At 54.4% G+C, this 26,361-nt stretch carries 36 protein-coding genes; all 36 read left to right on the forward strand.

From position 1 onward, the window contains the following. Position 1 precedes the first annotated feature (1 nt). The 36 genes from E0E37_RS05160 (at position 2) to rpsK (ending at position 26,359) form a co-directional block, all read left to right on the forward strand. Positions 2 to 1,372 (forward strand): PepSY domain-containing protein, encoded by a 1,371-nt coding sequence (locus E0E37_RS05160; RefSeq protein WP_130861927.1) that lies wholly within the window; start codon positions 2 to 4, stop codon positions 1,370 to 1,372. Positions 1,373 to 1,652: 280 nt separating this feature from the next. Further along, positions 1,653 to 3,308, forward strand: a complete 1,656-nt coding sequence (gene pepV, locus E0E37_RS05165; protein WP_130861928.1) for a dipeptidase PepV — start codon at positions 1,653 to 1,655, stop codon at positions 3,306 to 3,308. A gap of 124 nt (positions 3,309 to 3,432) precedes the next feature. Continuing rightward, positions 3,433 to 4,518 (forward strand): glycine cleavage system aminomethyltransferase GcvT, encoded by a 1,086-nt coding sequence (gcvT, locus tag E0E37_RS05170; RefSeq protein WP_130861929.1) that lies wholly within the window; start codon positions 3,433 to 3,435, stop codon positions 4,516 to 4,518. 92 nt (positions 4,519 to 4,610) lie between these two features. Continuing rightward, on the forward strand, positions 4,611 to 4,991 hold the full coding sequence (gene gcvH, locus E0E37_RS05175; protein ID WP_130861930.1) for a glycine cleavage system protein GcvH: 381 nt from the start codon (positions 4,611 to 4,613) through the stop codon (positions 4,989 to 4,991). 3 nt (positions 4,992 to 4,994) lie between these two features. After that, positions 4,995 to 6,407 (forward strand): aminomethyl-transferring glycine dehydrogenase subunit GcvPA, encoded by a 1,413-nt coding sequence (gene gcvPA, locus E0E37_RS05180; RefSeq protein ID WP_130861931.1) that lies wholly within the window; start codon positions 4,995 to 4,997, stop codon positions 6,405 to 6,407. Next, on the forward strand, positions 6,407 to 7,843 hold the full coding sequence (gcvPB, locus tag E0E37_RS05185) for an aminomethyl-transferring glycine dehydrogenase subunit GcvPB (protein WP_130861932.1): 1,437 nt from the start codon (positions 6,407 to 6,409) through the stop codon (positions 7,841 to 7,843). Before gcvPA ends, gcvPB begins: the two co-directional genes overlap by 1 nt. 732 nt (positions 7,844 to 8,575) lie before the next feature. Continuing rightward, positions 8,576 to 10,126 carry a dihydrolipoyl dehydrogenase family protein gene (locus E0E37_RS05190; protein WP_130861933.1) on the forward strand — a complete coding sequence of 517 codons (1,551 nt, stop codon included), beginning with the start codon at positions 8,576 to 8,578 and terminating at the stop codon, positions 10,124 to 10,126. 58 nt (positions 10,127 to 10,184) lie between these two features. Next, the gene (locus tag E0E37_RS05200) at positions 10,185 to 10,949 is read left to right on the forward strand and encodes a ribonuclease H1 domain-containing protein (RefSeq protein WP_246019639.1); all 765 of its coding nucleotides are present in this window, start codon (positions 10,185 to 10,187) and stop codon (positions 10,947 to 10,949) included. 1,664 nt (positions 10,950 to 12,613) lie between these two features. Continuing rightward, entirely contained in the window at positions 12,614 to 12,922 is a 309-nt protein-coding gene (gene rpsJ / locus E0E37_RS05205; protein ID WP_130861934.1) for a 30S ribosomal protein S10, read from the forward strand. 323 nt (positions 12,923 to 13,245) lie between these two features. Continuing rightward, positions 13,246 to 13,881, forward strand: a complete 636-nt coding sequence (gene rplC, locus E0E37_RS05210; protein WP_130861935.1) for a 50S ribosomal protein L3 — start codon at positions 13,246 to 13,248, stop codon at positions 13,879 to 13,881. Between the two features lie 22 nt (positions 13,882 to 13,903). Then, positions 13,904 to 14,527: a 50S ribosomal protein L4 gene (gene rplD, locus E0E37_RS05215; protein WP_130861936.1), complete on the forward strand. Its 624-nt coding sequence runs from the start codon at positions 13,904 to 13,906 to the stop codon at positions 14,525 to 14,527. Further along, on the forward strand, positions 14,527 to 14,817 hold the full coding sequence (gene rplW / locus E0E37_RS05220; protein WP_130861937.1) for a 50S ribosomal protein L23: 291 nt from the start codon (positions 14,527 to 14,529) through the stop codon (positions 14,815 to 14,817). Before rplD ends, rplW begins: the two co-directional genes overlap by 1 nt. 15 nt (positions 14,818 to 14,832) lie before the next feature. Beyond that, the gene (gene rplB, locus E0E37_RS05225; RefSeq protein WP_130861938.1) at positions 14,833 to 15,666 is read left to right on the forward strand and encodes a 50S ribosomal protein L2; all 834 of its coding nucleotides are present in this window, start codon (positions 14,833 to 14,835) and stop codon (positions 15,664 to 15,666) included. Between the two features lie 20 nt (positions 15,667 to 15,686). Further along, positions 15,687 to 15,962 carry a 30S ribosomal protein S19 gene (rpsS, locus tag E0E37_RS05230; protein ID WP_130861939.1) on the forward strand — a complete coding sequence of 92 codons (276 nt, stop codon included), beginning with the start codon at positions 15,687 to 15,689 and terminating at the stop codon, positions 15,960 to 15,962. A gap of 17 nt (positions 15,963 to 15,979) precedes the next feature. Then, positions 15,980 to 16,312 carry a 50S ribosomal protein L22 gene (gene rplV, locus E0E37_RS05235; protein ID WP_130861940.1) on the forward strand — a complete coding sequence of 111 codons (333 nt, stop codon included), beginning with the start codon at positions 15,980 to 15,982 and terminating at the stop codon, positions 16,310 to 16,312. Between the two features lie 22 nt (positions 16,313 to 16,334). Next, positions 16,335 to 17,234, forward strand: a complete 900-nt coding sequence (gene rpsC / locus E0E37_RS05240; RefSeq protein WP_130861941.1) for a 30S ribosomal protein S3 — start codon at positions 16,335 to 16,337, stop codon at positions 17,232 to 17,234. Positions 17,235 to 17,260: 26 nt separating this feature from the next. Next, the gene (gene rplP / locus E0E37_RS05245; RefSeq protein WP_130861942.1) at positions 17,261 to 17,695 is read left to right on the forward strand and encodes a 50S ribosomal protein L16; all 435 of its coding nucleotides are present in this window, start codon (positions 17,261 to 17,263) and stop codon (positions 17,693 to 17,695) included. After that, positions 17,695 to 17,898, forward strand: coding sequence for a 50S ribosomal protein L29 (gene rpmC / locus E0E37_RS05250; protein ID WP_130861943.1), 204 nt, complete (start codon positions 17,695 to 17,697; stop codon positions 17,896 to 17,898). Before rplP ends, rpmC begins: the two co-directional genes overlap by 1 nt. Before the next feature lie 20 nt (positions 17,899 to 17,918). Continuing rightward, complete coding sequence (gene rpsQ / locus E0E37_RS05255) at positions 17,919 to 18,176, forward strand: 30S ribosomal protein S17 (protein ID WP_130861944.1); 258 nt, start codon at positions 17,919 to 17,921, stop codon at positions 18,174 to 18,176. Positions 18,177 to 18,188: 12 nt separating this feature from the next. Continuing rightward, entirely contained in the window at positions 18,189 to 18,557 is a 369-nt protein-coding gene (gene rplN, locus E0E37_RS05260; RefSeq protein WP_130861945.1) for a 50S ribosomal protein L14, read from the forward strand. A 12-nt stretch (positions 18,558 to 18,569) separates the two neighbouring features. Continuing rightward, entirely contained in the window at positions 18,570 to 18,875 is a 306-nt protein-coding gene (rplX, locus tag E0E37_RS05265) for a 50S ribosomal protein L24 (protein WP_130861946.1), read from the forward strand. Positions 18,876 to 18,897: 22 nt separating this feature from the next. Further along, complete coding sequence (rplE, locus tag E0E37_RS05270; RefSeq protein ID WP_281275513.1) at positions 18,898 to 19,440, forward strand: 50S ribosomal protein L5; 543 nt, start codon at positions 18,898 to 18,900, stop codon at positions 19,438 to 19,440. A gap of 9 nt (positions 19,441 to 19,449) precedes the next feature. Continuing rightward, positions 19,450 to 19,635: a type Z 30S ribosomal protein S14 gene (locus E0E37_RS05275; protein WP_130861947.1), complete on the forward strand. Its 186-nt coding sequence runs from the start codon at positions 19,450 to 19,452 to the stop codon at positions 19,633 to 19,635. Positions 19,636 to 19,662: 27 nt separating this feature from the next. After that, on the forward strand, positions 19,663 to 20,061 hold the full coding sequence (rpsH, locus tag E0E37_RS05280; RefSeq protein WP_130861948.1) for a 30S ribosomal protein S8: 399 nt from the start codon (positions 19,663 to 19,665) through the stop codon (positions 20,059 to 20,061). 28 nt (positions 20,062 to 20,089) lie between these two features. Beyond that, positions 20,090 to 20,638 (forward strand): 50S ribosomal protein L6, encoded by a 549-nt coding sequence (gene rplF / locus E0E37_RS05285; protein ID WP_130861949.1) that lies wholly within the window; start codon positions 20,090 to 20,092, stop codon positions 20,636 to 20,638. Between the two features lie 16 nt (positions 20,639 to 20,654). Next, complete coding sequence (rplR, locus tag E0E37_RS05290) at positions 20,655 to 21,023, forward strand: 50S ribosomal protein L18 (RefSeq protein WP_130861950.1); 369 nt, start codon at positions 20,655 to 20,657, stop codon at positions 21,021 to 21,023. 16 nt (positions 21,024 to 21,039) lie between these two features. Then, positions 21,040 to 21,543 (forward strand): 30S ribosomal protein S5, encoded by a 504-nt coding sequence (gene rpsE, locus E0E37_RS05295; RefSeq protein WP_130861951.1) that lies wholly within the window; start codon positions 21,040 to 21,042, stop codon positions 21,541 to 21,543. Positions 21,544 to 21,556: 13 nt separating this feature from the next. Then, positions 21,557 to 21,739, forward strand: a complete 183-nt coding sequence (gene rpmD / locus E0E37_RS05300; RefSeq protein WP_130861952.1) for a 50S ribosomal protein L30 — start codon at positions 21,557 to 21,559, stop codon at positions 21,737 to 21,739. 20 nt (positions 21,740 to 21,759) lie between these two features. Beyond that, positions 21,760 to 22,200 carry a 50S ribosomal protein L15 gene (gene rplO, locus E0E37_RS05305; protein ID WP_130861953.1) on the forward strand — a complete coding sequence of 147 codons (441 nt, stop codon included), beginning with the start codon at positions 21,760 to 21,762 and terminating at the stop codon, positions 22,198 to 22,200. A gap of 7 nt (positions 22,201 to 22,207) precedes the next feature. Continuing rightward, positions 22,208 to 23,485, forward strand: coding sequence for a preprotein translocase subunit SecY (secY, locus tag E0E37_RS05310; RefSeq protein ID WP_130862263.1), 1,278 nt, complete (start codon positions 22,208 to 22,210; stop codon positions 23,483 to 23,485). A 15-nt stretch (positions 23,486 to 23,500) separates the two neighbouring features. Beyond that, complete coding sequence (locus E0E37_RS05315; protein WP_130862264.1) at positions 23,501 to 24,145, forward strand: adenylate kinase; 645 nt, start codon at positions 23,501 to 23,503, stop codon at positions 24,143 to 24,145. A gap of 3 nt (positions 24,146 to 24,148) precedes the next feature. After that, positions 24,149 to 24,895 (forward strand): type I methionyl aminopeptidase, encoded by a 747-nt coding sequence (map, locus tag E0E37_RS05320; protein ID WP_130861954.1) that lies wholly within the window; start codon positions 24,149 to 24,151, stop codon positions 24,893 to 24,895. Between the two features lie 91 nt (positions 24,896 to 24,986). Continuing rightward, positions 24,987 to 25,205 carry a translation initiation factor IF-1 gene (gene infA, locus E0E37_RS05325; protein WP_130861955.1) on the forward strand — a complete coding sequence of 73 codons (219 nt, stop codon included), beginning with the start codon at positions 24,987 to 24,989 and terminating at the stop codon, positions 25,203 to 25,205. A 129-nt stretch (positions 25,206 to 25,334) separates the two neighbouring features. Continuing rightward, a complete protein-coding gene (gene rpmJ / locus E0E37_RS05330; RefSeq protein ID WP_130861956.1) occupies positions 25,335 to 25,448 on the forward strand; it encodes a 50S ribosomal protein L36 in 114 nt (37 codons plus the stop codon). A gap of 126 nt (positions 25,449 to 25,574) precedes the next feature. Continuing rightward, a complete protein-coding gene (rpsM, locus tag E0E37_RS05335) occupies positions 25,575 to 25,946 on the forward strand; it encodes a 30S ribosomal protein S13 (RefSeq protein WP_130861957.1) in 372 nt (123 codons plus the stop codon). Between the two features lie 14 nt (positions 25,947 to 25,960). Further along, positions 25,961 to 26,359 (forward strand): 30S ribosomal protein S11, encoded by a 399-nt coding sequence (rpsK, locus tag E0E37_RS05340; RefSeq protein ID WP_130861958.1) that lies wholly within the window; start codon positions 25,961 to 25,963, stop codon positions 26,357 to 26,359. Positions 26,360 to 26,361 lie beyond the last annotated feature (2 nt).

The following is a 26,361-nucleotide window of genomic DNA, read 5'->3' on the forward strand; positions in this document are numbered from 1 at the left end:
CATGAGAAACGAGGATATGGAAAACAGGCTGAAGACGGCGGTGGAACACGCCGTACCCGACGTGCTGGACGGCATCCTCTCTGAGTGCGGGAAGATAGACGCCGGGCCGGAAAACGCGGCGGAGAGGAAACAGCTGGATGTGCGGCCCGGGGGCCGGCGGAGAAAAAGGTGGATGCCGGCGGGCAGCGTGGCGGCGGTGCTGATCCTGATCATGGGTTCCGTCTGGGGAATGAACTGGAATGCGGCCCACGCGGTGGATTCGGTCATCGGAATCGACGTGAATCCCAGCGTGGAGCTGCGGATCAATAAAAATGAAAAGGTGCTGGCGGCGGAGGCGCGAAATGAGGACGGAAAAGATATTCTGGACGGCATGGATCTGCGGGATACGGATCTTGACGTGGCGGTAAACGCGCTGATCGGTTCCATGCTGAAAAACGGATACATCGACGAGCTGGCCAACTCCATTCTCGTCACCGTGGGCAGCGAGGACGACGTCAGGGGAGCGGAACTTCAGCAGAGACTGGTGACGGAGATCAACCGTATTTTGTCCTCCAACGCCATCGACGGTGCGATCCTGAGCCAGAAGCTGACCGCAGACCCGGAACTGACGCGGCTGGCCGCCGATTACGGCATATCGGAGGGGAAGGCGTCCCTGATACGGGAGATGATCAGTCAGAACAGTCTCTGGACCTTTGATGAGCTGGCCGGCTGTACCATCAACGATCTCAATCTGATGGCGTCGTCCCGCAATACCGGTCTCGATCACATTAAGACCCAGGGAGCGGCCAGCGATAAGGCTTATATCGGAACGGCGCGGGCGTGTCAGATCGCGTTGGCCCACGCCGGTCTTTCCGAATCGGAGGTCGGCGGGCTGAAAAGCGAATTCGACTGGGAGGAGGGCAGACCGGAGTACGAGGTGGAATTCAGCCGCGGGAAAGTGGAGTACGAGTATGAGATCGATGCGCGGACGGGAGAGGTGCTGAGCTTTCACCGCGACGGGGAGGATGACCGCCGGGGGGAAGGCGGCAGAGAGAACGGCGGCCGGAGCGACGACGACCGGGACGACGACCGGGATGAGGAGGACAGAGAAGACGGCGGCGGGGATGCGGATGATACGATCCTCCGCGTGCCTTCAGGCAGCGCCGGCGCCGCCTATATCGGAGAAGAGGAGGCGAAGGGCATCGCCCTGGCCAAAGTTCCGGGGGCTTCCGTCACGGAGTTTAAGCTGGACGTGGACGACGGCGAGGCGGTCTACGAGATCGAACTTCAGGAAGGGTCTGCGGAACATGAATTCGAGATCGACGCCATCACGGGCCGGATCCTCAAATGGGAGAGCGACGAGGATGAAGACGGGGATGAAGATGAGGACTGAGGACTGAGGGTTCGGGCGGAAAGCGCGGTCTGTCACATTGCTGAGACGCTCCTCCTGCGCTTCCGAGGGAACAGATCCGAATATTGCGGACGGAAATCACACAAAAAGAAAGTAAAAACCAGATATATACGGATGAAATCCCGAACATCGGAAATGAATGTTCGGGATTTTGCTGTTTTGATCGAAATGACAGGGGGTATTTCTCAAATTCTCCAAAGGAATATATGGATATATAAAATGAAATCATATATAATAAGTAAACAACGACAGGTTTGTGTTTATGTGGCTTTCTGTGGGCTGCGGCAAAGTATTTTTCAGGGGCTGCGGCAGCGCGGGAGGCAAAACCGGAGCGGCGTCTGCGGCGGGAGTACCCAGGGGCGCTGCAGACGGCAATATTGTGAAGAAAGTGCTGGTTGATATTAGTATGGTAGAAAAAGATTGTATGGTAGAAAAAGATTATCGAAAAGAGACCGATGAGAGGCTGGACGCTTACCGGGAAGAAATGGTCCGGACGCTGCAGGAATTGGTGGCGATCAACAGCGTGCAGGCGGAACCGAAGGGGGATATGCCATTCGGAGAAGGCGTGCAGCGGGCGTTTGAATGTGTGCTGAAAAAGGGTGAAGAAGCCGGATTCGCGTCGTTTAACGCAGATAACTACGGCGGCCATCTGGACTTTGGCGGAACACTTTACGACGAGAACGGGCAGCCGGCCGGGATCAGCGCGCAGACCATGGGCATACTGGGCCATCTGGACGTTGTGCCGCTGGGCAGCGACTGGGACCATGATCCTCTGGGCGGCGAGATCGTGGACGGCCGCATCTACGGCCGCGGCGTCAGCGACGACAAAGGACCTGTGGTCGCCGCATTATACGCCATGAAAGCCATTCAGGACGTGGGCCTGATGCCTCAGAAAAAGGTGCGGCTGATCCTGGGACTGGACGAGGAGACCGGCTGGAAGGGTATGGATTATTACCTGAAAAAAGTCGAAGCCCCCGATTTCAGCTTTACGCCTGACGGCGAGTTCCCGGCGATTCACGGGGAGATGGGGATCCTGGTCTTCGAGATCGCAAAAAAAATGAGCAAGACCTCCGCGTCGGCGAAAGGGCTGGTGCTTCGGTCTCTCACCGGAGGCAGCGCTCCCAACATGGTTCCGGACGGCGCAAAGATGCTTGTGCGGGGAGATTCTTATGACGAGCTGAAAGAAAAGCTGGCTGAATTCAAAAAAGAGACGGGCTTTCAGCTGACGGCCAAGGGCAGGGGCAAGAGCCTTGAGATCTCAGCCGAGGGCGTTTCCGCTCACGGAGCCACTCCCTGGAAAGGGCAGAACGCCATTTCCATCCTCATGCAGTTTGCGGGAAGGATCGGTTTTGCCAATGAAGACGTCTGCGACTTTATTGATTTTTATAACAGCTGCATCGGCTTTGAACTGAACGGGGAGTCCATCGGCTGCGGCTTTTCAGACGAGCACTCGGGGAAGCTGATCTTTAATGTCGGCATGGCGGAGATGGACGAGGAGGCCGCGCGGCTCACCGTGAATATCCGTTATCCCATCACCATGGATGACGAGCAGGTCTACGGAGGCATGATGCCTTACATCAATCAATACGATATGGGGATTGTGAAGGAAGAGCACAGACCGCCTATCTACTTTGAGAAGGATCACCCCATGATCCAGGCGCTGATGGAGGCTTACCGGAAATACACCGGGGACACGGAGAGCGAACCTTTCGTGATCGGCGGCGGCTCCTACGCGCGGGCGGTGCCCAGCGCCGTGGCCTTCGGCATGCTGTTTCCCGGCGAGCTGGACACCATGCATCAGAAGAACGAGAGCCTTTCCATCGATTCTATGGTGACGGCTGCAAAGATCTACGCGGACGCGATCATCACGCTGACAGAGGCGATCCCGGTGCCGCATAAGACAGAGACCGAGGCGTGATCCGGGCGTCGAAAAGGAAAGATCCTTTCAGTTGACCGGAACGCCTGATCGAACGTTTCCGATTTCAGAGGCGGCCAGATACTGCAGGTATATGAGGAATATCGCGCTTGCGATGGAGGAGAAGATGGAATTAAAAACACCGATTTACGATTATCACGTAGAGCTGGGAGGAAAGATCGTGCCCTTCGGCGGCTTCCTGCTGCCGGTACAGTACAAGACGGGAGTGATCGCGGAGCACAAGGCGGTGAGGGAAAAGGCCGGTCTGTTCGATGTGTCTCACATGGGCGAGATCCTCATTACCGGCAGGGACGCTCTGGCCAACGTGAACATGCTGCTGACCAATGATTTTACCGTCATGGAGGACGGCCGGTGCCGCTACAGCCCCATGTGCAATGAAGAGGGCGGCATTGTGGATGATCTGATCGTCTACAAGATCAAAGACGAGTGCTATCTCATCATCGTCAACGCATCCAACACAGATAAGGATTTTGCATGGATGACGGCGCACGCGTTCGGGGATGTGAAAATGGAAAATATTTCGGAGCAGGCGGCTCAGGCCGCGCTGCAGGGACCTCTGGCCAGGGAGATCATGACCAGAGTGTGCAGGGCGGAGGAACTTCCGGAGAAATATTATACCTTTACACGGGAGATGGAAGTGGGCGGTATCCCCTGTCTGGTCTCCAGGACCGGCTACACCGGAGAAGCGGGATATGAGATCTACTGCGCCGCGGAGCGGGGGGAAGAGTTATTCCGTCTGTTGCTTGAGGCCGGAAAAGATCTGGGGCTGATCCCCTGCGGCCTGGGCGCCAGAGATACTCTGAGACTGGAGGCCGCCATGCCCCTTTACGGACATGAAATGAGCGATGAGATCACGCCTGCCGAGGCGGATCTGGGATTTGCTGTGAAGATGAACAAGGACGATTTTATCGGGAAAAAGGCGCTGGAAGAAAAGGGCCCCGCCGCAAGAAAGAGAGTGGGGCTGCGGATCACCGGACGCGGCATCGCGCGGGAACACTGCGATGTTTACATAGAAGACCGAAAGGTGGGAGAGACCACGTCGGGGACCTTTTGTCCGCATTTGAATCACGCTGTGGCCATGGCGCTTCTTGAGACCTCCTCAGCGTCAGTGGGGACTTCGGTCTCCGTGGACGTGAGGGGAAGAAGGATCGAGGCGGAGGTGGTGAGCCTGCCGTTTTATAAGAGAGCATAAATTTTGACCGGAATCGTGAACCATACGGCGGCGCAGACGCGGGAGCAGGATTTTCCGGCCAGGCGCGGCGGTAATGAAGAGAGGAGAAAAAAATGGAACTGAGAGACAATGTGAAGTATGCGAAGACTCATGAATGGGTAAAAGAGCTGGGCGACGGCGTGGTGGAGATCGGGATCACCGACTTTGCGCAGGACGCTCTGGGCGACATCGTGTTCATCAACCTGCCGGAGGTAGACGACGAGGTGGTCATGGAGACTCCCTTCTGCGACGTGGAGTCCGTGAAAGCGGTCTCCGATGTTTACAGCCCTGTAACGGGTGTGATCTGCCAGGTCAACGAGGAACTGGCGGACAATCCGGCCCTCATCAATGAATCGGCCTTCGACGCGTGGATCATCCGGGTAAAGGATGTAAAAGAACACGAGGATTTCCTGAGCGCAGAGGAGTACGAGACCTTTGCCAACGAGGAGGCGTAGCTGATGGCGAGTTACGTTCCGTCCACAAAAGAAGAAAGACAGGCCATGCTTTCCGCCGTGGGCGTGGAAAAGGCAGAGGATCTGTTCGCGCACATCTCGCCGGAGGTGCTGCTGACGGAGCCGTTGGATATTCCGGCTGGAATGTCCCTGTTGGAAGCCGGCAGGCGGATGGAAGAGATGGCGGCAAAAAACAGAGTTTTTTCTCAGATATTTCGGGGCGCCGGAGCCTATAACCATTACGTGCCCGCCCAGGTCCGTTACATAACGTCAAAAGAGGAATTTCTCACGTCATACACCCCGTACCAGGCTGAGATCAGCCAGGGAGTGCTGCAGTCTATCTTTGAGTATCAGACCATGATCTGCGAGCTGACGGGCATGGATGTGTCCAACGCCTCTGTATACGACGGGGCCACGGCCGCGGCGGAGGCCGTGGCCATGTGCAGAGAGAGGAAGCGGGATACCGCGCTGGTATCGGAGCTGATGCATCCCGATACGCTGGAGGTGATCGGAACCTACTGCGAGGCCAACGGCATGAAGGTGGAGCTGATCCCGGAGAAAGACGGCGTCACCGATCTGGAGAAAATGAAAGCGATGATGTCTGAGACGACGGCGTGCGTGCTCGTCTCCCAGCCGAACTTTTACGGCCGGCTGGAGGACGCGGCGGCGCTCGGCGCGGCGGCCCACGAAGGCGGAGCGAAGTATATCGTCAGCGTGAATCCCATTTCTCTGGGTATTTTGAAGCCGCCCGCAGAGTACGGCGCGGACATCGCCGTGGGCGAGGGGCAGCCTCTGGGCATGCCGTTGTCCTTCGGCGGACCGTATCTGGGCTTTATGGCGGCCACCAAGCAGATGATGCGGAAGCTGCCGGGCCGTATCGTGGGCCAGACAGAGGACGTGGACGGCAGAAGGGCTTTTGTCCTGACGCTCCAGGCCAGAGAGCAGCATATCCGGCGGGAGAAGGCGTCCAGCAATATCTGCTCCAATCAGGCGCTCTGCGCCATGACGGCGGCGGTGTACCTGACGGTAATGGGACCGGAAGGACTGGCAGAGACGGCGAGACAGTGCATGTCCAAAGCGCACTATGCGGCGGCGGCGCTGGAAAAAGCCGGCTGCATGCTGAAATATAAAGGAGAATATTTCCATGAGTTTGTGACCACCGCTCCTATTCCCGCCTCCAGACTGATGGCGGCTCTGGAGGAGAAAGGGATCCTGGGCGGACTTCCGCTCTCGGAGGATGAGATCCTCTGGTGCGTGACGGAGGTCAGCACGCGGGCTGATATCGACAGACTGGCGGCGGCGGTGACGGAGGCTGTGAAGACAGAGACGGCGTCAGGGGCCAGCGGGGACCCGAACGCAGAGGCGGACTCGGAGCCGGCGTCAGAAGTAAGGAAAGCGGAAGAGGAGGTGCGCGCCTGATGGAACTGGTTTTTGAAAAGAGCAGAGCGGGACGGGGCGGACAGAACCTTCCGCCGCTGGATGTGCCGGAGACCGTCATCCCCGAAGAGTTTGCACGGGTATCCGCGCCGAGACTTCCGGAGATGGCGGAAGTGGACATCAGCAGACATTATACGGAACTGGCAAAGCGGACCCACGGCGTAAACGACGGATTTTACCCTCTGGGTTCCTGCACGATGAAATACAATCCCCGGATCAACGAGGAAGCGGCTGCGCTGCCGGGATTTACGAAGCTGCATCCCCTGCAGCCGGTGCACACCGTTCAGGGCGCGCTGGACGTGCTGTATCTGGCGGAGCAGTATCTGGCCGAGATCACAGGTATGGACCGCTTTACGTTCCAGCCTTCGGCGGGCGCTCACGGCGAGTATGCGGGGCTGCTGCTGATACGCGCTTACCATAAGGACAGAGGCGAGCTGGAGCAGCGGAAGAAGATCATCGTCCCGGATTCGGCTCACGGTACCAACCCGGCCAGCGCTGTGATGGCAGGCTTTACCGTTGTCAACATTCCCTCGCTGGATAACGGCTGCGTAGATCTGGAAGCGCTGAGGGCGGCCTGCGGGGAGGATACGGCGGGACTGATGCTGACAAACCCCAACACGGTGGGGATCTTCGATGAAAATATACTGGATATCACGCGGATCGTTCACGAGGCCGGCGGCCTGGTATACTATGACGGCGCTAATCTGAACGCTGTCATGGGCGTGGCCAGACCCGGGGACATGGGATTTGACGTGGTCCATCTGAACCTGCACAAGACCTTTTCCACCCCGCACGGCGGCGGCGGACCGGGCTCCGGCCCCGTGGGCTGCAAGGAATTTCTTGCTCCTTTCCTGCCCAGGCCCAGCGTTGCGGAAAGCACGGACGGCGAGCTGGCGTTTTTGGACATGCCCAAGAGCATCGGCAAGGTGCGGAGCTTCTATGGAAACTTCCTGGTAGTGGTGAAGGCACTGACTTACATGATGACTCTGGGTGCGGAAGGGATCCGGGAGGCGGCGCAGAACGCCGTGCTCAACGCCAACTACATGGCGAGCCGGCTTTCCGACCTCTATCCCATGGCTCGGGAGAAGGGCGTGATGCACGAGTTCGTCATCACGCTGGAAAAGCTGCATAAGGAAAAAGGCGTGTCCGCGCTGGACGTTGCCAAGGGGCTGCTGGACAACGGGATCCATCCGCCCACCATGTATTTCCCGCTGATCGTCCACGAGGCGCTGATGGTGGAACCCACGGAAACAGAATCCAAGGATTCTCTGGACGAGGCCATCGCCATATTCCGCAAGGTGTACGAACAGGCTGCAGCCGATCCGGAGAGTATGCACGAGATGCCCCTGCATACACCTGTGCGGAGGCTGGACGAAGTGGGCGCCGCCAGAAATCCGCGGCTGAAATACGAGTTTTAGCGTCAGCAACGCGCGGCGCGCGGCCCAATGGGAATATCGTTGTCAGCGAGCCGTCATATGCCGCAGGGACTGGAGTCGTGCGGCGGTATAGCGGGACTGACGGGGCGCGGGAACAGCCGGAGTCTCGACTGCCCAACGCCGTCTGTCCAGTGTCGGCTGTCCGCCGTTGGATTCTGACCCCCGTTGGATTCTGTCCGTTGGCTGGCTGCCGTAAACGCCGGTTTCAGGCCGCTGTACATAAACCTCTGGATGGGACCCGCATGCGAAAACTGCGGTGTAGGTGAAACAGCCGAAAAAAAAAACGGTTTTCACCTAAAAATAGTGAGAATCCCATATAAAACGCACTGTTTCTAAGACAAAATAGGTGAGAAATCATTTTTTAATGATCTCTCACCTATTTTTTTTATTGTTTTTAGGTGAAAACAGAAAAAATAGTATGATTTCACATGATGACGGGGGCTCTGGCTGAGGCAGGCCGGGCTTCCGACTTGCCTGCGTTGCAATTCTCCAATGGGCGGCAATGGCGATGTTATACAATTTATTTTGTTAAGATGGAAGCTAAAGCATCGCAGGCTGCTGCTGTCTGTCAATAACTGTTTGCGATCCGTGTCGGTTTGAGATATACTATAAAACTGTGAAAGAGATTCGGAATGGATCCACGGCGCCGGAAAACAGGCGTTTGAAATGATATCATTTATTTCAGCAGAAATATTCGAGATTGGGGGAGCGACAATGAGTGATACAACATATGACCTGATCGTCATCGGCGGCGGCCCGGGCGGTTATGAGGCGGCGCTTCATGCGGCGAAACTGGGTTTGAAGACGGCGCTGGTGGAGGAGAGACAGCTGGGAGGGACCTGCCTGAACCGCGGGTGCATTCCCACCAAGACGCTGCTTCACGCGGCGGAGCTGTACGACCAGACGAAGAAAATGGGCATGTTTGGCTTGTCAGCCGATCATATCTATTTTGATGTGAAGAAAATGCATGGGCGAAAGGACGAGGTTCTGGACAAGCTTCGGGACGGCATCGCCATGCTGCTTAAGAAGGCGAAGGTGGATGTCTTTCAGGGCCGCGGCCGTGTGGAAGGCCCGGGCAGAGTCAGCGTAGCTGCAGCGGGAGATGTGACGGCGGCGGCCGGAAACGCGGCGGCCGGCGAAACTCCGTGTGAGCTGAGCACGAAAAACATTCTCATCGCTACGGGAGCGGCGCCGAGAAAGCCGCCTATTCCCGGCGCAGGCGGCGCCAGCGTCTACACCAGCGACGAGCTTCTGGCCGAGAGGGAAACGCTGTTTGATCGTCTGATCATCATTGGAGGCGGCGTGATCGGCTGTGAGTTCGCCACGGTGTACAACGCGCTGGGCAGTCAGGTGGTGATACTGGAGGCAGAGAGCCGTATTCTGCCGCTGATGGACAGAGAAATTTCCCAGAGTCTGGCCATGAGCCTGAAAAAGAAGGGCGTGGAGATCCACACCGGAGCCAAGGTCACCGGAATCGTAGAGGGGATCAGCGAAAACGACATGCACTGCAGGTACGTGGAAAAAGATGTAGAACAGAAGGCCTCCGGAGACTGCGTGCTGATCTCTATCGGAAGAGCTCCCAACACCACGGGGCTGTTTGCGGAGGGTCTTGCGGAAGAGGTTTCTGCCGCGTCAGCTTTGTCAGCGTCAGCTGCGTCAGCGGACGGGAAGCCCTCCGCATCCGGCGCAGGCATCTCCATGGAGTCAGCAGAGAAGGCAGCGGACGGGGACGGCGCGTCCTCAGCCGGCATCAGGCTGGATCGCGGCTTCGTTGTCGTGGATGATCACTATGAGACCGGGATCCCCGGCATCTATGCCATCGGCGACGTGATCGGCGGTATCCAGCTGGCCCACGTGGCTGCGGCGGAGGGGACCACCGCCGTCGAATATATGGCGGGGGTGAAGCCGAGCAAGGACCTCAAAGTAGTGCCTTCCTGCATCTACACGAAGCCGGAGATCGCATCCGTGGGCCTGACGGCCGACGAAGCGAAAGCGCGCGGCGTGGCGGTGAAGACCGGGAAGTACTCCATGCTGGCCAATGGCAAGTCCATCATCGAGGAGCAGGAGCGGGGCTTTGTGAAGGTCGTATTCCGGGAGGAAGACGATGTGATCGTGGGCGCCCAGCTAATGTGCGCCAGAGCCACGGACCTGGTGACAGAGCTTTCTCTGGCAATTTCGGCAGGGCTGACCAGAGAACAGGTCAACGCCGTGATCCATCCCCATCCGACTTTCAGCGAAGGGATCGGCGAAGCGGTTCGCGGATAGGGCCGGCGCGCCTTTAATGGGCGGGGAATTCATAGAACTGGAAAGGGTAAAGACGGGAATGGCGAAAAAGGTTTACGCAGTCCGCAGAGGAAAAGTGACAGGACTGTTCGATACGTGGGATGAATGCCGTGACAGCGTATACGGCTATCCGGGCGCGGAATATAAGAGCTTCGGCACAAGAGAAGCGGCGGAGGATTATCTGGCGGGAGCGTCGGGAGCCACAGGAACGTCGGAGATGCCCTGCGGAACACGGGTGGATCCGGGTTCGGGAGCGGCGGAGGGCCCCGAGGCTATCCGCTGCGGGGGCCGCAGAAAAGCAGCCAGGGAGGCTGCTGGTGAGAGCGCAGGGAACGGAGCCGCAAAGGCTGGGCCAGGCGTGACCGCCGGGCAAAAGCGGGGGACCGTGGACGAGCTGGTCGCCTATGTGGACGGCAGCTATAATTCCGCGACAAAAGAATTTTCCTATGGAGTGGTCCTGCTGCTGCCGGATGAAGATCTCTGCTTTTCACAGAAGATGGACGACAGGGAGCTGGCGCAGATGCACAATGTGGCGGGGGAGATCAAGGGATCCGAAGCCGCCATGCGCTACGCACTGGAGCACGGATACCGAAAAGTGATCATTCATCACGATTATGAAGGAATCGCAAAGTGGTGTCTGGGACAGTGGAAGACAAATAAAGAAGGGACAAGGGCCTACAAAGCGTTCTATGACAGCATCCGGGGCGACCTGAAAGTAGAATTCGTCAAAGTGACCGGACATTCGGGCGACAAGTACAACGACGTGGCAGACGCTCTGGCGAAGGACGCGCTGGGGATCGGGTAAGTTACATATTATACAGTGTTATATAGTGAACTGCTGTGAATGAACCGGCATCTTGGACTACTGGCAGTAACGGTGCAGCAGCTGGCTGCAGTAATAGATCGGAGCTTGGTTGCTGTTTCTGGTAATAAAGATTTCACGGATAGGGCCGGCGTTGACCGCTCTGCGGGCGGCCGGTCGCTGGCGACTGGCAATTGACTGGTGGCAGCTGGCTGATGGCGGCGCTGCGGAGGGGAATCTGCAGTACAGGCGGCCATTGTAAATAAAATGCCGATCCAGATCGCGGGCGTGGATCGACATTGAACTGCGTTGCAGGCGGCCAAGACCGGTCCCTGGAAATCGGATAGGTGAAAACGGCAAAAAAAATCGTCGTTCGCCTATTTTCCCTCAATAAATTCCATAAAATGCCTCGTTTTGGTCGCGAAATAGGTGAGAAAACATTTTTTGATGATTTTTCACCTATTTTTATATGCTTTTTAGGTGAAATGAAGAAAAAATATCGCAGATCGCCTATGGGCGTAGGTGTTGGAATAGAACCGGCCGATTGGCGCCCGCCCAACTGCGATCCGCCCGCCCATCCGCTTCGTTGTTGCACGGATCCGGCGCCCGGATCCGCGGCCGCTAATATACAGTCATCTGCTACCCGACCGTTCCGCAGCACAAGCCTGCCCGCGGTCCGGCTGCTCATCCGCCCCAGATCAGCCCATCCGACATTTGGCGCTCCCTCGTGTGGAAGCCCGCCCAACTGCGATCCGCCCGCTCGCCCAAAGCCGACCCGCAGCGATCTTCCCTCAGTGACCGCGGAGCCCGCCGGCGATCGGTGAGGGTCTTTCGGCGCGAAGTCCCCCAGCGGCCGCAGGCCAGCCGGCACTCATCGGCCGGCCAGCGCTCAGCAGACAGCCGGCGCCTGCCCCAAAGCAAAAATAAGGGTCTTGTCTCTAAGACACACCGAAAGGGGTATATGAGACAGGCTCAGCAGACAGCCGGCGCCTGCCCCAAAGCCGACCCGCAGCGGTCTGCCCCCCAGCGGCCGCAGGCCAGCCGTCACTCAGCGGATAACCGTCACTCAGCAAGCCAGTCCGGCACTCGGCGCAAAGCCCGCCGGGGGAACGCATCCAGATAAAAAACAGACAAAAAGAAACGCGTGGAAGCGTGTACGAACTTTTTGACTAGAATAAAATTCCATTAACGCTCCTACGCATTGAAAACACGTGTGAAGGCCGCCAGTAAAAAAATGAAAAAAATCGTGAAAAAGTTTGAAAAAACTCTTGCATTCCCCGGCGGCTTGCATTATACTAAAAAAGCTTGCTTTAGGGACAGGTGCGTTCAAAATTCGGAGAAACTGCTGAAATATCAGGCAGTATGGCCGCTGAAGACGTTGCCTCCCATGCGATGAAGCAGGAAGTTACTGAGCTATCAGATAATTTCTGCAGAGAATTGTCCGTTCCAGAAACGGGCGTAGGGATTCTCATGCTTTTTGCTTTGAGTAAAAAATTACGAAACACACGGCGACGTGTAAAGCGGAAACGCCGGTGGGGCAGATATCCCGCATCGAGTTGCAGCAGCGGGGATAGAAGAGCATGGAGACCCCCTCGTACAGCATAGCGAAAATGTACGAAAAGAGTATCCGGCAGGAAAGCCGGAACGAAAAACAAGGAGGAACAAAAATGAGCAGTCAGAAAATCAGAATCAAGTTAAAGGCCTATGATCACAAATCTCTGGACCAGTCGGCGGCGAGGATCGTGGAGACCGCCAAGAAGACCGGAGCGGAGGTTTCCGGACCGATTCCGCTTCCCACGGAGAAGCAGGTGGTCACCATCCTGAGAGCGGTCCACAAGTATAAGGATTCCAGAGAGCAGTTCGAACAGAGAACTCACAAGAGGCTCATCGATATTTTATGCCCGACCCCCAAGACTATCGACGCTCTGATGAAGCTCGATATGCCGGCCGGCGTAAACATCGAGATCAAGCTCTAAAAATTGAAATACTAAGATCAAAGATAGATTGACCGATACCGGAGCGGAGAAAGCCCGGAACGGCTGAGGCGCCCTGCGGGCGCTGAGATGAGCCGGGCCGGAGAGCCGGATCCGTTCGCGCAGGAAAATCTCCACCGCACTTAGTATGATTGCGTAGGTAAGATCACCGGCCCGCAGCCGGCGCCCGGCTTCAGGCCAGACGGCCTGGGACCGAAAGGCACGTCTCTTGCGGAGACGGCGCCCCAGGGAGGGCAGGGACCGGAAAGAGGACAGGCGATCCGCTGCGCGACGTAATCCGCTGTAAGAAATAGGAGGAAGAAAGTATGAAGACAATCTTAGGAAAAAAAGTCGGAATGACTCAGATTTTTTCCGAAACCGGCGAAGCGATTCCCGTCACTGTCATCGAGGCAGGCCCGGCGGTCGTGACGCAGATCAAGACCGTTGAGACCGACGGATACAACGCCGTACAGATCGGCTTTGAGGACAAGAAAGAGCACAGGCTCAACCGTCCGGAAAAGGGACACTTCGACAAGTGGCAGGCTCCTTACAAGAAGCATCTGGCTGAGATCCGCCTGGAAGAGGGCGAGACCTACGAGGCTGGTCAGGTGATCACCGTCGCCGACTTCGAAGAGGGCGTCAAACTGGATGTGACCGGAACTTCCAAAGGTAAGGGAACGCAGGGCAACATCAAGAGACACGGCCATCACAGAGGCCCCATGACTCACGGTTCCAAGCACAAGAGACTGCCCGGCGGTCTGGCTGCCGGTACGTATCCTTCCAGAGTATTCAAGGGCAACAAGGCCCCCGGAAGAATGGGAAGAGAGACCGTGACCGTTCAGAACGTCGATTTAGTAAAAGTTATTGCTGACAGAAACCTGATGCTCGTTAAGGGCGCTGTTCCTGGAGGAAAGGGCGGCCTGCTCCGCATCCAGTACGCAGTTAAGGGACAGCAGAAATAACGATTAGAAAGGAGGAAGTCAAATGGCAAAAGTAACTATGCTGAACATGGCCGGAGCAGAAGCGGGAAGCATCGAGCTCAACGACGCCATCTTCGGAATTGAACCGAACCAGTTCGCTGTTCACACAGTGGTTAAGAATTATTTGGCAAACCAGAGACAGGGCACTCAGTCCGCGAAGACGAGAGCCGAGGTCAGAGGAGGCGGCAGAAAGCCGTTCCGTCAGAAGGGAACGGGCCGTCACAGACAGGGAAGCTCCACAGACCCCTCGCAGGTAGGCGGCGGAGTTGTCTTTGCGCCGAAGCCGAGAGATTACAGATACACGGTGCCTAAGAAGCTGAGAAGACTGGCTATGAAGTCCGCCCTGTCCTCCAAGGTACAGGAAAAGGAGATCATCGTTCTGGATTCCCTGAACTTTGAAGCGCCGAAAACGAAAGAAATGATCAAGGTCCTGGAAAATGTAAAAGCTGCGAAGAAGGCGCTGATCATCACCGCCGACAAGGACGAGAACGTGATCAAGTCCGCGGCCAATATTCCGGGCGTAAAGACCACCATGGTATCCCAGATGAACGTGTATGAGATCATCAATTACACCAGCTTCATCGCCACAAAGGATGCGATCCAGAAAATCGAGGAGGTGTACGCGTAATGAGAACGCCTTATGATGTAATTATAAAGCCTGTTATCTCCGAAAGATCCATGGATGATGCCCAGGAAAGAAAATATACCTTCAAGGTCGCGACCGACGCCAACAAGACGGAAGTCAAGCTGGCTCTGGAAGAGATCTTCGGAGTGGAAATTGCGAAAGTCAACATCATGAACGTTAACGGAAAAATAAAGAGAATGGGAAGAAACGTAGGCAGAACGCCTGACTACAAGAAGGCGATCGTTACTCTGACCGAAAAGAGTAAGGAAATCGAATTCTTCCAGGGTCTGTAAGGAGGGACGCTTAATATGGGAATCAAGAAATATAAACCGACCTCTCCCGGATTGAGAGGAATGACGGTTTCCACCTTTGAGGAAATCACGAAGACAACCCCTGAGAAATCTCTCACGGTTACGCTGAAGAACAACGCCGGAAGAAATGTAAGAGGAAAGATCACCGTTCGCCACAGAGGCGGCGGCACCAGACCCAAGTACAGGATCATCGACTTCAAGAGAAGAAAAGACGGGATCCCCGGAAAAGTAGCGGCCATCGAATACGATCCGAACAGAAGCGCCAACATCGCTCTGATCGTTTACGCCGACGGTGAGAAGAGATACATCATCGCGCCGAAGAAGCTGGCCGTAGGTCAGGTCATATACTCCGGCCCCGATTCCGACATTCAGGTCGGAAACGCTCTGCCGCTGGCCAACATTCCCGTGGGTACGCTCATCCACTGCGTTGAGCTGAAAGCCGGAAAGGGCGCTCAGCTGGTCCGCTCCGCCGGAAACGGCGCGCAGCTCATGGCGAAGGAAGGCAACTACGCTCAGGTGAGACTGCCCTCCGGAGAAGTGAGAAAGATCAGAATGGAATGCAGAGCCACCATCGGCGAAGTCGGAAACGACGAGCACGGCAATATCCAGCTGGGCAAGGCCGGAAGAAAGAGACATATGGGCTTCCGTCCCACAGTGAGAGGTTCCGTAATGAACCCGAACGATCATCCCCACGGCGGTGGTGAAGGCAAGACCGGTATCGGCCGCGTCAGCCCGGTTACTCCCTGGGGCAAGCCGGCTCTGGGCTACAAGACCAGAAAGAAGAACAAGTCTTCTAACAAATATATCGTAAAGAGAAGAAACGAAAAATAGTTGAAGGGAGGATATAAATAATGGGTAGATCACTGAAAAAAGGCCCTTTCGTAAACGCTAAGCTGTTAAAGGCCATTGAAGCTATGAATGAAGCGAACGAGAAAAAGGTCGTCAAGACCTGGTCCAGACCGTCAACTATTTTTCCGCAGATGGTAGGACACACGATTGCCGTTCACGACGGCAAGAAACACGTTCCTGTATATATCACCGAGGATATGGTAGGTCACCGTCTGGGCGAATTCGCTCCGACCAGAACCTACAGAGGCCACGGCGCCGACTCCAAGGTCAAGAGATAAGAAAGGAGATATGAACCATGGAAGCAAAAGCAGTTGCAAAATACGTCAGAATGTCTCCGATCAAGCTGAAGCCTGTTACGGATCTTGTAAGAGGAAAAGACTTACAGGAGGCGCTGACGATCTTGAAATTCACGCCGGGCAAAGGCGCTGAGCTGGTAGAGAAAGTAGTGAAGTCTGCAGCAGCAAACGCAGAAAACAACCACGACATGGACGTTGATAAGCTTTATGTTGCTGAAGTATACGCGCACCAGGGACCGACCATGAAGAGATGGAGAGCGGGCTCCCAGGGACGCGCGTCGATCATCCTTAAGAGAAGCAGCCACATTGGCGTTACATTAAAGGAAAGATAATTCAGGACAGGAGGTTTATTGAATGGGTCAGAAAGTTAGTCCGCACGGATTCAGAGTGGGCGTTATAAAAGACTGGGATTCCAAATGGTATGCAGATAAGAAGAGCTTCGCCGATTACCTCATTGAGGATCAGAAGATCAGAGAGTTCGTAAAGAAAAAGTTATATGTTGCCGGCGTATCCAAAGTATTGATCGAGAGAGCCGCCAACAATCAGCTCAAGGTTACTGTCCTGACTGCGAAGCCGGGTATGGTGATCGGCCGCGGAGGCGACGGCATCGACCAGCTGAAGGCCGAAGTCGAAAAGCTCACGGGCAAGTCTGTAAATATCAACATCGTCGAAGTGAGAAGAACAGAGCTGGATGCGCAGCTGACCGCTGAGAGCATCGCACAGGCTCTGGAGAAGAGAATCTCCTTCCGTCGTGCAATGAAGCAGGCCATCGGCAGAACCATGAAAGCCGGCGGCAAGGGAATCAAGATCGTGGTTTCCGGCCGTGTAGGCGGCGCTGAAATTGCCAGAAGCGAAAAATACAGCGAGGGCAACGTTCCTCTCCACACGCTGAGAGCCAACATCCAGTACGGTTTCGCGGAAGCGGACACCACGTACGGAAAGCTGGGCGTCAAGGTGTGGATCAATCTTGGCGAGGTACTCACCAAGGGTCTCATGAGCAATCTGCCGGAAGAGAGCGGAAAGCAGGAGAGAGGCGGCCGCAGAAACGACCGTCCGAGAAGAGACAATGATCGCCCGAGAAGAGACAGAAACGACCGCAATGACAGAAGAGGCGGCAGAGGCGGAGACGAAAAGGAAATGAAGAAGTTCGTCAACCCCAGAAAGAGACCGAACAAACCGGCTCCCGCTCCAAAAGCGGAGGAAGCGGCTCCTGCCGAAGCAGCAGCTCCCGCAGAAGCACCCGTTGAAGAATAATTAGCCAAGGAAGGAGGGAATTAGCGATGTTAATGCCGAAGAGAGTGAAACGTCGTAGAGTCCACAGAGGAAGAATGAAAGGTGTGGCAACCAAGGGAAACACCGTCACGTACGGAGAGTACGGACTGATCTCCCAGGAATGTGGTTGGATCACCTCGAATCAGATAGAGGCCGCCCGTATCGCGATGACCAGATCCATCAAGAGAGGCGGTAAAGTATTCATTAAGATTTTCCCGCACAAGTCTGTCACCAAGAAACCCGCTGAAGTTCGTATGGGTTCCGGTAAAGGTGCTCCCGAGTACTGGGTAGCCGTTGTAAAGCCGGGCAGAGTTATGTTTGAAATTGAAGGTGTAAGCGAGGAAGCGGCAAGAGAAGCGATGAGGCTTGCTATGCACAAGCTCCCCGTGAAGTGCAAGTTTGCCATCAAAGGCCAGGAAGTAGCAGAGGGTGGTGAAGCATAATGAAAATCGAACAGATCAAAAATATGAGTGAGGCGGAACTGACCGCAGAGATCAAGAAGCTCAAGAACGAATTGTTCAACCTGAGATTCCAGCATGTCACCGGTCAGCTCGAAAACCCCATTAAGCTGAGAGATACCAAGAAGGATATCGCTCGCGTCAAGACCATCTTGAGAGAGAAAGAACTCAAGAGAAGTGAAGGTTAACCGAAAGGAGGATGCAGGCCATGGAAGAAAGAAACAGAAGAAAGACCAGAGTTGGATTCGTAACCAGCGATAAGATGGATAAGACCATCACTGTAAGCGTGGAAGAGTCCATCCGCCATTCTCTTTACGGGAAATCGGTAAAGAGAACGAAGAAATTCAAGGCGCACGATGAGAACAACGAGTGCCAGATCGGTGATAAAGTGAGAATTATGGAGACGAGACCGCTGTCCAAGGACAAGAGATGGAGACTCGTAAATATAATCGAGAAAGTAAAATAAGGAGGCAACGAAATGATTCAGACAGAAACCAGATTGAAAGTTGCTGACAATTCAGGTGCGAAGGAACTGTTATGTATCCGTATTCTCGGCGGAACCAGCCGTCAGTACGCGAACATTGGCGATATCATCGTGTGCGCAGTGAAGGACGCCACCCCCGGCGGCGTTGTGAAGAAGGGCGACGTGGTCAAGGCTGTAGTCGTGCGGAGCGCCAAAGGTGCCAGAAGAGTTGACGGCAGCTACGTGAAGTTCGATCAGAACGCGGCGGTTATCATCAAGGACGACAAGAACCCGGTCGGAACCCGTATCTTCGGACCTGTTGCGAGAGAGCTGCGCGACAGAGGGTTTATGAAGATCGTTTCCCTGGCGCCGGAAGTACTGTAGGAGGTGGACAGGATGCAGATCAAGAAGAACGACACGGTACTTGTGATTACCGGAAAAGATAAAGGCAAGAAGGGCAAGGTCCTGAAGGTATTCCCGAAAAAGGATACTGTTATCGTTGAGGGCATCAACATTCAGACCAAGCACCAGAAGCAGACCAGAAATGCGGCAAGTGAAATCAGACACCAGGAAGGTCCTATCCATGTATCGAACGTCATGTACTACGATACAAAGGCCAAGGCTCCGACGAGGATCGGATACAAGGTTGAGAATGGACACAAAATGAGAGTGTCCAAGAAAACCGGCCAGGTTATTGACTAATTGATGAAAGGAGGGAATCATCTTGGCAGCTAGAATGAGAGAAACGTACAAGAACGAAGTATTTAACACTTTGATGGAAAAGTTTAAATATAAAAATGTCATGGAAGTGCCGAAGCTCGAAAAGATCACGCTGAATATGGGTCTGGGCGACACCAAGGAGAACGCGAAGCTCCTGGAAGTAGCGGTCGAAGAACTGGGCATCATCGCAGGTCAGAAGCCCGTTATCACGAAAGCCAGAAAATCCATCGCGAACTTTAAGCTGAGACAGGGAATGCCCATCGGCGCGAAGGTAACGCTGAGAGGGGACAGAATGTATGAGTTTGCCGACAAATTCTTCAACATTTCCCTGCCCCGGGTAAGAGACTTCAAAGGTGTGAGCAAGAACTCCTTCGACGGAAGAGGAAACTACTCCATGGGTATCAAAGAACAGCTGATCTTCCCTGAGATCGTATACGATAAGGTAGAGAAGATCAGAGGTATGAACATCGTATTCACCACCACGGCCAAGACCGACGAGGAAGCGAAGGCTCTTCTGGAAGCGCTCGGCATGCCGTTTGAGAAATAGGAGGGAATTATGGCAAAGACATCTCTCAAAGTAAAACAGGCCAGAAAGCCGAAGTATTCCACGCAGGCCTACAGCAGATGCAGAATCTGCGGAAGACCCCACGCGTACTTGAGAAAATACGGAATCTGCCGTATCTGTTTCAGAGAGCTGGCTTATAAGGGAGAGATCCCCGGCGTAAGAAAAGCCAGCTGGTAGAATAAAAAGGAAGGAGGTACTTCTACTATGACCATGACAGATCCTATAGCAGATATGCTTACAAGAATCAGAAATGCCAATACTGTAGGACACGCTACCGTTGACATTCCCGCTTCCAAGATGAAGAAAGCGATCGCGGGAATTTTAACCGAAGAAGGTTATATTAAAGGGTACGATGTAATAGAAGACGAAAAACAGGGCGTCATCCGCGTTCAGATGAAATACGGCGCCGACAAGCAGAAAGTAATCACCGGAATCAAGAGAATCTCCAAGCCGGGTCTCAAAGTATATGCAAAGAGCGACGAAGTCCCCAAGGTACTGGGCGGACTGGGAATCGCGATTATGTCTACTTCCAAGGGCCTGATCAGCGACAAAGAGGCCAGAAAGCTGGGAGTGGGCGGTGAAGTCATCTGCTACGTTTGGTAATAAAGTAACAAGAAAGGAGATTGCAGACATGTCCAGAATTGGTAAAAAGCCTGTTACAATCCCTGCTGGTGTCGAAGTGAAAGTCAGTGACAGCAATCTTGTTACTGTAAAAGGACCAAAGGGAGAACTGCAGGAGCAGATCAGCAAGAAGATCAAGTTTGAAATCGCAGACGGCGTGCTCACCGCGGTGCCTGTGGACGAGAGCAAGGAAGCCGGCGCAATGCACGGTCTGGCCAGGACCCTCGTCAACAACATGGTAGTCGGTGTCACCGACGGCTTCGAGAAGAAGCTGCAGATGATCGGCGTCGGCTATAAAGCTGAGAAAAAGGGCAAAGTGCTCGTAATGAATCTCGGATATTCACATCCCGTTGAAATGGAAGATCCCGAAGGCATCACCACGGAGGTAACATCCCCCACGGAGATCATCGTCAAGGGAGCCAACAAGGCTGTTGTCGGCAACTACGCTGCCAACATCAGAAAGTGGAGAAAACCGGAGCCGTACAAGGGCAAGGGTATTCGCTACTCTGATGAAGTGGTTCGCAGAAAAGAAGGCAAAGCCGGAGCTAAGAAGAAATAGAAGGGAGTGAATACACATGGCAAAGAAATTGAGCAGAAACGACAGACGTCAGGCGAGACATCTGAGAGTCAGAAAAGACGTATTCGGAACTCCTGAAAGACCGAGAATGTGCGTATACAGAAGCCTGAAGAATATTTCCGTGCAGGTGATCGACGATGTGAACGGCAGAACGCTGGCTGCGGCCTCTTCCCTTGACAAAGACGTCAAGGCGGAAGCGGCTTACGGCGGAAACAAGGATGCCGCGAAACTGGTCGGAGCGTCCATCGCTAAAAAAGCAATGGCTGCGGGCATTGAGACCGTATGCTTTGACAGAGGCGGATACCTGTATCACGGAAGAGTCAAAGAACTGGCTGACGGCGCGCGCGAAGCCGGCCTGAAATTCTAGCAGGAGGAGGAAAAGAATGCGAAACATGATAGATGCATCCAAGCTTGACTTAAAAGAATCCATCGTAAACATCAGACGTGTTACGAAGGTCGTTAAGGGCGGCAAGAACTTCAGATTCAGCGTTACGGTCGTCGTCGGCGACGGCGAGGGCTACGTAGGCTGCGGCCTCGGCAAAGCGCAGGAAATTCCGGAAGCCGTAAGAAAAGCAATCGAAGATGCGAAGAAAGATCTGGTCCACGTTCCCACGGTGGGAACCACGATCCCTCACAGAACACTGGGTGTGTTCGGCGCCGGCAGAGTACTGATCATGCCCGCCGCTCCCGGTACAGGCGTTATCGCCGGAAGCTCCGTACGTACCGTACTGGAACTGGCGGGACTGAAAGATGTGAGAGCGAAGTCCATCGGGTCCAATAATCCCGGAAACATGGCTTATGCAACGCTGGAAGGCCTGAGAGCGCTGAAGACTGTAGAAGAGGTCTCCAGACTCAGAGGCAAAACAAAGGAAGAAATTTTAGGTTAGGAGGAACCGCATCATGGCTAATAAAGTGAAAATCACACTGACCAAGAGCACCATCGGCGCTTCCCCTGCTCATAGAAAAGTTGTAGAAGCGCTTGGTCTGAAAAAAATCAGACAGACAGTGGAATTCGAGGATACACCGCAGGTTCGCGGAGCGATCGCAAAAGTAAAGCATCTTTTATCAGTAGAAGAACTCTAGGAACGGAGGTGTAGCAAGACATGAAACTGCATGAATTGAAAGCGGCTCCTGGCGCGTCCAGAAAGCCGAAGAGAAAAGGCAGAGGTACCGCTACCGGTCAGGGCAAAACCGCCGGCAGAGGTATGAACGGTCAGAAGTCCAGAAGCGGCGGCGGCGTACGTCTCGGCTTCGAGGGCGGCCAGATGCCTTTATACAGACGAATCCCCAAGAGAGGATTCACAAACATCTGGAGAAGAGAATATGTGGGAGTCAATGTGGGGGCTTTGAACGTGTTCGAGAACGGAACGGAAGTGACGCCGGAAATGCTGATGGATAAAGGCCTGGCAAAGGGTGTTACGGAAGGGATCAAAATTCTCGGTGAAGGAACACTGGAAAAGAATATTACCGTAAAGGCTCAGAAATTCAGCAAAACAGCTATTGAAAAGATCGAGTCTGCCGGAGGAAAGGCAGAGGTGATCTAACATGAGCATGATCAAAACAATCGCGCAGGCCTGGAAGGTCGCGGAGCTTCGGACGAAGATGATCTTCACATTCCTGATGCTCGTCATCTTCCGTCTGGGTTCCTGCATTCCGGTTCCCGGAATCGACCGCAGTCAGTTGGCGAACATGTTCAACGCCAATGAATCCGGGTTATTCGGGCTGTTCGACTTGTTTTCGGGTGGTTCCTTCAGCAACTTCACCATTTTCGCGCTGAGCATAACCCCCTACATCACGGCATCCATCATACTGCAGCTCCTCACCATTGCGATCCCCAAACTGGAGGAGATCGCGAAGGAGGGTACGGAAGGAAGAAAGAAGATCGCTCAGTATACGCGGTATCTCACCGTTGTGCTGGCGCTGGTCCAGGCCATCGGCTACACCTTTGGTTTGTTCAGACAGGTCATCGCCGACAACAGCGCGCTGTCCAAGATCGTAATCATCCTGACGCTGTGCGCGGGAACCGCCTTCCTGATGTGGCTGGGCGAGCAGATCAACGAAAAGGGAATTGGAAATGGAATCTCCCTGATCATCTTTGCAGGAATTGTTGACAGAATCCCGAGGGGAATCAGCCATACGCTTTCCGCGTATCGGGATGGAACGGTAAGCATCGTCTCCATCATCCTGTTTGTGATCTTCGCACTGGTCGTAGTAGTTGGAATCGTTCTGGTCCAGCAGGGACAGAGAAAGATTCCCGTACAGTATGCGAAGAGAGTGGTCGGCAGAAAAATGTACGGCGGACAGAGCACGCACATTCCGATCAAAGTCAACCAGGCCGGCGTAATTCCCGTTATCTTTGCAATTTCCCTGCTGCAGTTCCCCCTGACCATTACCTATATCTGGCCGGGAACGAGCTTTGCAGCGTGGGTTGCCAAGTGGCTGTCCCCCAGCGGACACCCGGGCGTGTGGATCTATGTCACTCTGGACATTATCCTCATCATCTTCTTCACCTACTTCTATACGGCGGTCACCTTCAATCCCCAGGAAGTAGCGGACAACATGAAAGCAAACGGCGGATTTATTCCGGGAATCAGACCGGGACGGCCCACCGTTGAATATTTAAACAAAGTTATGACAAGAATCACATTTGCAGGAGCGATCTTCCTGGCGGTTATCGCCGCTATGCCGACGCTGCTGCAGCAGTGGACCAACCTCTCCATCGGATTCGGCGGAACCTCCCTGCTCATCGCGGTAGGTGTTGCACTGGATACCATGAAGCAGCTGGAAACCCAGATGGTAATGAGAAACTATTCCGGTTTCTTGAAATAGCGAGGTAGAACCATGATGAATTTAGTACTGCTGGGCCCTCCGGGAGCCGGTAAGGGCACACAGGCGACAAGCATTGCTGAAAAATATCATATCCCTCATATCTCCACCGGAGATATCTTCCGCAAGAACGTCAAGGAAGGTACCCCTCTGGGGAAGAAAGCAAAAGAATATATGGATAAGGGCGAGCTCGTTCCCGACGATCTGACGATCGACCTGGTGAACGACCGCCTGGTCCAGGACGACTGCAAGAACGGATTCCTGCTGGACGGTTTTCCGAGGACCGAATATCAGGCGGAGAAGTTTGACGCCTTTCTGGCGAAAAACGGCATGGAGCTGACTAAGGTCATCGACATCGATGTGGCTGAAGACATTCTTCTGGACCGGATGATCGGCAGAAGAGTGTGCAGGGCCTGCGGAAAGCCTTATCATGTGACGAATATGCCGCCGAAGGTCGAGGGCGTCTGCGACGTCTGCGGCGGAGAGGTGTACCAGAGAGCCGACGATACGGAAGAAACCGTAAAGAACCGCTTTAAGGTATACAAGGAACAGACCAGTCCGCTGATCGCGTACTATGAGAAAGCGGGCAACATCGCGCACATCGACGGCGCGGGCGCACTGGATACCGTCTTTGCCGCTATCGTGGATGCAATAGGAGCATAATACATGATAATTCTGAAATCACAGCAAGAAATTGATCTGATGCGGGAAGCGGCTACGGTGACAAAAGCCATGCTGCTTGAGCTCCCGAAGGTCATCACGGCGGGCATGTCCACCAAGGATATCGACGATTACGTCGAGGAGACCATTCTTAGAAATAAGATGATCCCGGCATTTAAGGGATACAACGGGTTTCCGGCCTGCGCCTGTGTTTCGGTGAACGAGGAAGTCGTTCACGGGATCCCTTCCAAAAAGAAGATTCTGAAGGAGGGGGACATCGTCAGCGTGGACCTTGGTACGATCTACAAGGATTACTACAGCGATGCGGCCAGGACCTACGCCGTGGGTACGATTTCGGAGGAAGCGCAGAGGCTGATCACCGTTACGGAGGAGAGCTTCTTCGCAGGGCTGAAATTCTGCAGACCGGGATACCGTCTCACAGACGTGTCCCACGCCATTCAGGCTCACGCCGAGGCGGCAGGATTTTCTGTTGTACGGGACTTTGTCGGACACGGCATCGGGCGGAATATGCATGAGGACCCCCAGATACCCAATTACGGAAGACCGGGTAGAGGGCCGAAGCTGACGCCGGGCATGGTGCTCGCCATCGAACCCATGATCAATGCCGGAGGATACGACGTGGAGGTCATGCTGAACAACTGGACAGTAGAGACCGTTGACGGCTCCCTCTCGGCGCACTACGAAAACACCGTGGTGATTACAGAAGATGAACCGGAGCTGCTGACTCTGTGAGGCTGACGCGGACATCCGCGCCGGCTTTTGAGCGGCATAGCATCCGTCAGGCGGAAAACGATATTTGGAATTTTGAGGAGGTGCGCCATACATGGCAAAAAAAGATGTCATAGAAGTATTTGGTACCGTGCTGGAGGCACAGCCAAACGCCATGTTCAAGGTACAGCTTGAAAATGGATATGAAGTGCTCGCGCACATTTCCGGTAAGATAAGAATGAACTTCATACGGATTCTTCCCGGCGACAGAGTAAAGGTAGAGCTTTCTCCCTACGACCTGTCCAGAGGCAGAATCACTTGGAGAGATAAATAAGGCGCGCCTGTCCCGATTTGCGCGGCAAACGGATACAGGTGTCCCCGTCAGGACTGCCCGGGAGAGCTGGCCGGCGACGGCGCCCGACCCACAGGCAGGCTACGACGTACAGCGAGGAGGTTTTATGTCATGAAAGTTAGAGCATCAGTAAAACCCATCTGCGAAAAGTGCAAGGTCATTAAGAGAAACGGAAAAGTAATGGTTATCTGTGAAAATCCGAAGCACAAGCAGACACAGGGCTAAAACGCATGAAAAGGACCGGAGGGGAGCGGCTGGTTTTTCCCATGTCTCACTCAGGAAAAACTTCCTGAAGGTTATCTTATCATCATAAACAAAAAAGACAATCCAGGTAAAAAAGGAGGTAGAAGTATGGCTCGTATAGCCGGTGTCGATTTACCCAGAGACAAAAGAGCAGAAATTGGACTCACCTATATATACGGTATCGGAAAGCCGACCGCGGCCAAGATCTTGGCCCAGGCCGGAGTCAACCCGGACACGAGGATCAAGGATCTGACTGAGGATGAAGTTGGTGCCATCAGAAAGATCATTGATTCGGAATACGATGTGGAGGGAGATCTCAGAAGAGAAGTTTCCCTGAACATCAAGAGACTGATGGAAATCGGCTGCTACAGAGGAATCAGACATAGAAGAGGACTGCCCGTCAGAGGTCAGAAGACCAAGACGAACGCCAGAACCCGGAAGGGTCCGAAGAAGACTGTAGGAAGAAAGAAAAAGAAGTAAGGAGGTAGGTTAAAATGGCAAAAGCTGTAAAGAAAACAGTCCGCAAAAAGAGAAGAGAACGCAAAAATATTGAACGCGGTCAGGCTCATATTCAATCGACCTTCAACAATACTCTTGTTACTCTTACAGATCTGAACGGAAACGCTCTGTCCTGGTCCAGTGCCGGTTCTCTGGGATTCAAGGGTTCCAGAAAATCCACTCCCTTCGCTGCTCAGATGGCCGCTGAGGAAGCTGCCAAGGGCGCGATGGAGCACGGACTGAAGACCGTGGAAGTATACGTAAAGGGACCCGGGTCCGGCCGTGAGGCGGCGATCAGAGCGCTGCAGACCGCCGGTCTTGAGATCAACATGATCAAAGACATCACCCCGATCCCTCACAACGGCTGCAGACCGCCGAAGAGAAGAAGAGTATAGTG

This window comes from Bacilliculturomica massiliensis, from assembly GCF_900605495.1.
In the GTDB taxonomy this organism is placed as follows: Bacteria; Bacillota; Clostridia; order Peptostreptococcales; family Anaerovoracaceae; genus Bacilliculturomica; species Bacilliculturomica massiliensis.

Coding starts and splice junctions, on each gene's coding strand:
- E0E37_RS05160 (WP_130861927.1), top strand. CDS start 2: ATGAGAAACGAGGATATGGAAAACAGGCTGAAGACGGCGGTGGAACAC.
- pepV (WP_130861928.1), top strand. CDS start 1,653: ATGTGGCTTTCTGTGGGCTGCGGCAAAGTATTTTTCAGGGGCTGCGGC.
- gcvT (WP_130861929.1), top strand. CDS start 3,433: ATGGAATTAAAAACACCGATTTACGATTATCACGTAGAGCTGGGAGGA.
- gcvH (WP_130861930.1), top strand. CDS start 4,611: ATGGAACTGAGAGACAATGTGAAGTATGCGAAGACTCATGAATGGGTA.
- gcvPA (WP_130861931.1), top strand. CDS start 4,995: ATGGCGAGTTACGTTCCGTCCACAAAAGAAGAAAGACAGGCCATGCTT.
- gcvPB (WP_130861932.1), top strand. CDS start 6,407: ATGGAACTGGTTTTTGAAAAGAGCAGAGCGGGACGGGGCGGACAGAAC.
- E0E37_RS05190 (WP_130861933.1), top strand. CDS start 8,576: ATGAGTGATACAACATATGACCTGATCGTCATCGGCGGCGGCCCGGGC.
- E0E37_RS05200 (WP_246019639.1), top strand. CDS start 10,185: ATGGCGAAAAAGGTTTACGCAGTCCGCAGAGGAAAAGTGACAGGACTG.
- rpsJ (WP_130861934.1), top strand. CDS start 12,614: ATGAGCAGTCAGAAAATCAGAATCAAGTTAAAGGCCTATGATCACAAA.
- rplC (WP_130861935.1), top strand. CDS start 13,246: ATGAAGACAATCTTAGGAAAAAAAGTCGGAATGACTCAGATTTTTTCC.
- rplD (WP_130861936.1), top strand. CDS start 13,904: ATGGCAAAAGTAACTATGCTGAACATGGCCGGAGCAGAAGCGGGAAGC.
- rplW (WP_130861937.1), top strand. CDS start 14,527: ATGAGAACGCCTTATGATGTAATTATAAAGCCTGTTATCTCCGAAAGA.
- rplB (WP_130861938.1), top strand. CDS start 14,833: ATGGGAATCAAGAAATATAAACCGACCTCTCCCGGATTGAGAGGAATG.
- rpsS (WP_130861939.1), top strand. CDS start 15,687: ATGGGTAGATCACTGAAAAAAGGCCCTTTCGTAAACGCTAAGCTGTTA.
- rplV (WP_130861940.1), top strand. CDS start 15,980: ATGGAAGCAAAAGCAGTTGCAAAATACGTCAGAATGTCTCCGATCAAG.
- rpsC (WP_130861941.1), top strand. CDS start 16,335: ATGGGTCAGAAAGTTAGTCCGCACGGATTCAGAGTGGGCGTTATAAAA.
- rplP (WP_130861942.1), top strand. CDS start 17,261: ATGTTAATGCCGAAGAGAGTGAAACGTCGTAGAGTCCACAGAGGAAGA.
- rpmC (WP_130861943.1), top strand. CDS start 17,695: ATGAAAATCGAACAGATCAAAAATATGAGTGAGGCGGAACTGACCGCA.
- rpsQ (WP_130861944.1), top strand. CDS start 17,919: ATGGAAGAAAGAAACAGAAGAAAGACCAGAGTTGGATTCGTAACCAGC.
- rplN (WP_130861945.1), top strand. CDS start 18,189: ATGATTCAGACAGAAACCAGATTGAAAGTTGCTGACAATTCAGGTGCG.
- rplX (WP_130861946.1), top strand. CDS start 18,570: ATGCAGATCAAGAAGAACGACACGGTACTTGTGATTACCGGAAAAGAT.
- E0E37_RS05275 (WP_130861947.1), top strand. CDS start 19,450: ATGGCAAAGACATCTCTCAAAGTAAAACAGGCCAGAAAGCCGAAGTAT.
- rpsH (WP_130861948.1), top strand. CDS start 19,663: ATGACCATGACAGATCCTATAGCAGATATGCTTACAAGAATCAGAAAT.
- rplF (WP_130861949.1), top strand. CDS start 20,090: ATGTCCAGAATTGGTAAAAAGCCTGTTACAATCCCTGCTGGTGTCGAA.
- rplR (WP_130861950.1), top strand. CDS start 20,655: ATGGCAAAGAAATTGAGCAGAAACGACAGACGTCAGGCGAGACATCTG.
- rpsE (WP_130861951.1), top strand. CDS start 21,040: ATGCGAAACATGATAGATGCATCCAAGCTTGACTTAAAAGAATCCATC.
- rpmD (WP_130861952.1), top strand. CDS start 21,557: ATGGCTAATAAAGTGAAAATCACACTGACCAAGAGCACCATCGGCGCT.
- rplO (WP_130861953.1), top strand. CDS start 21,760: ATGAAACTGCATGAATTGAAAGCGGCTCCTGGCGCGTCCAGAAAGCCG.
- secY (WP_130862263.1), top strand. CDS start 22,208: ATGATCAAAACAATCGCGCAGGCCTGGAAGGTCGCGGAGCTTCGGACG.
- E0E37_RS05315 (WP_130862264.1), top strand. CDS start 23,501: ATGAATTTAGTACTGCTGGGCCCTCCGGGAGCCGGTAAGGGCACACAG.
- map (WP_130861954.1), top strand. CDS start 24,149: ATGATAATTCTGAAATCACAGCAAGAAATTGATCTGATGCGGGAAGCG.
- infA (WP_130861955.1), top strand. CDS start 24,987: ATGGCAAAAAAAGATGTCATAGAAGTATTTGGTACCGTGCTGGAGGCA.
- rpmJ (WP_130861956.1), top strand. CDS start 25,335: ATGAAAGTTAGAGCATCAGTAAAACCCATCTGCGAAAAGTGCAAGGTC.
- rpsM (WP_130861957.1), top strand. CDS start 25,575: ATGGCTCGTATAGCCGGTGTCGATTTACCCAGAGACAAAAGAGCAGAA.
- rpsK (WP_130861958.1), top strand. CDS start 25,961: ATGGCAAAAGCTGTAAAGAAAACAGTCCGCAAAAAGAGAAGAGAACGC.